The sequence below is a fragment of the Pseudomonas sp. SMN5 genome, assembly GCF_052041925.1.
Taxonomy (GTDB): Bacteria; Pseudomonadota; Gammaproteobacteria; order Pseudomonadales; family Pseudomonadaceae; genus Aquipseudomonas.
Genome location: NZ_JBKGGX010000056.1, coordinates 1 through 2,245, shown reverse-complemented (window position 1 = coordinate 2,245; position 2,245 = coordinate 1). Strand labels below are relative to the sequence as shown.

1 protein-coding gene is annotated in these 2,245 nt (G+C 64.4%); it reads left to right on the top strand.

Annotation, left to right across the window (positions count from 1 at the left end):
- The coding region (locus tag ACLEJR_RS26950; RefSeq protein ID WP_440817743.1) for a condensation domain-containing protein at window positions 1-2,245 on the top strand (2,245 nt) is incomplete at both ends.

The window sequence follows — 2,245 nt, the reverse complement described above, 5'->3', positions numbered from 1 at the left end:
CGGCGACAGCGGCGCACGGTTGTACCGCACCGGCGACCTGGCGCAGTACCGCAGCGACGGCGTGATCGAGTACGTCGGACGGATCGACCATCAAGTGAAGATCCGCGGTTTCCGCATCGAATTGGGGGAAATCGAAGCCCGCCTGAACGCCCTGGAGCCGGTGCGCGAAGCGCGGGTGCTGGCCCAGGAAGGACCGAGCGGCCAACAACTGGTGGGCTATGTGATCCCGACAGCGGGCGTCGCCGACCTCGTGAACCTGCGCGAACAAATCAAGGCCGGGCTCAAGGCCGACCTGCCGGACTACATGGTGCCGACGCACCTGTTGTTTCTCGATCAGTGGCCGCTGACCGCCAACGGCAAGCTCGACCGCAAGGCCCTGCCGACAGCGGACGCCAGTCAGGTGCAACAGGATTATCTGGCCCCGCAAAGCGCACTGGAGCAACAGCTCGCGGCAATCTGGCAGGACGTGCTCAAGGTCGAGCGGGTAGGGCTGAACGACAACTTCTTCGAGCTCGGCGGCCATTCGCTGTTGGCCACGCAGATGGTCTCGCGTATTCGTCAGGTCCTCGGTCTGAACCTGCAATTGCGCCAGTTGTTCGAAGACGCCAGCCTCGCCGCCTGCGTGGCCGCGCTGGTGCCCAGCGACGGGTTACGGCCGGCGAGTATCCCCCGGATTGCCCGGGACGAGGCGCGGCTGCCCCTGTCTTACGCCCAGCAACGCCAGTGGTTCCTCTGGCAGATGGAACCCCACAGCGCCGCGTACCACATTCCAGCGGCGCTGCGGATTCGCGGCACGTTGGACCTCGACGCGCTGCGCCAGAGTTTCGCCGCGCTGGTGCAACGCCACGAAAGCCTGCGCACCACGTTCGTCCAGGTCGCCGAACAAGCCTTTCAAGTGATTCATGCCGAACTCGATCCGCCGGTGATTCCCGAGGTGCTCGACGGCGCGGCAGGCACCACCGCCGAACAGATCCAGGCGTTCGTAAGGCGTCAGATCAGCCAGCCATTCGATCTGCAAAACGGTCCGCTGCTGCGGGTGGGCTTGTTGGAACTGGCAACCGAGGAACATGTGCTGGTGCTGACCCAGCACCATATCGTCTCCGATGGCTGGTCCATGCAGTTGCTGGTCCAGGAGCTGATCCAGCGCTATGCAGCCTATAGCCAGGGCGAGGCGCTGACACTGGCCGAGCTGCCGATCCAGTACGCCGACTACGCGGTGTGGCAGCGGCAGTGGATGGAAGCCGGTGAACGTGAACGACAGTTGGCCTACTGGACCGATGTGCTGGGCGGTGAGCAGCCACTGCTGGAACTGCCGACCGACCGTCCGCGTCCAGCCCGGCAGAGTTATGCCGGTGCGCGCCTGGGCATCGGCCTGGCGCCGGAGTTGAACCAACAATTGCGACAACTGGCCCAGGCCGAAGGCTGCACGCTGTTCATGGTGTTGCTGGCGTCGTTCCAGGCGCTGTTGCATCGCTACAGCGGTCAGGCCGATATTCGGGTCGGCGTGCCCATCGCCAACCGCAACCGCCTGGAAACCGAAGGGTTGATCGGCTTCTTCGTCAACACCCAGGTGCTCAAGGCCGAGGTCGACACGCAGCAATCCTTCAGCGCGTTGCTGGCCCAGGTCAAGCACGCGGCCATTGGTGCCGAGGCACATCAGGACCTGCCGTTCGAGCAGTTGGTCGAGGCGCTGCGCCCCGAGCGTAACCTGAGCCACAGTCCGCTGTTCCAGGTGTTGTACAACCATCAGAGCGTCGCTCGCCAGGCAATTACAACGCTGCCAGGGTTGGTCATCGAGGCGCAGGAGTGGGAAAGCCAGACCGCGCAGTTCGACCTGACCCTCGACACCCTGGAGGCCGAAGGCGAACTCAGTGCTGCATTGACCTTCGCCACCGACCTGTTCGATACCAGCACCGTGCAACGCATGGCCGACCACTGGCTGAACCTGCTGCAAGGCATCGTCAGCGACCCTTCGCAACGCATCGGTGAGTTGCCGCTGCTGACCGCCAGCGAGCAACAACAGGCCATCGCCCAGTGGAACCCGGCGCCCGGTGATTTCCCGAACACCGCCTGCGTCCATCAACTGATCGCCGAGCAAGCACGGCTGCGACCTGAGGCGATTGCCCTGCGTTTCAACGCCGAGACTCTGACCTACGTCGAACTCAACACCCAGGCCAACCGCCGTGCCCATCAACTGATGGCCCAGGGGGTCGGTCCGGACGTGCTGGTGGGGCTGGCGGTCGAA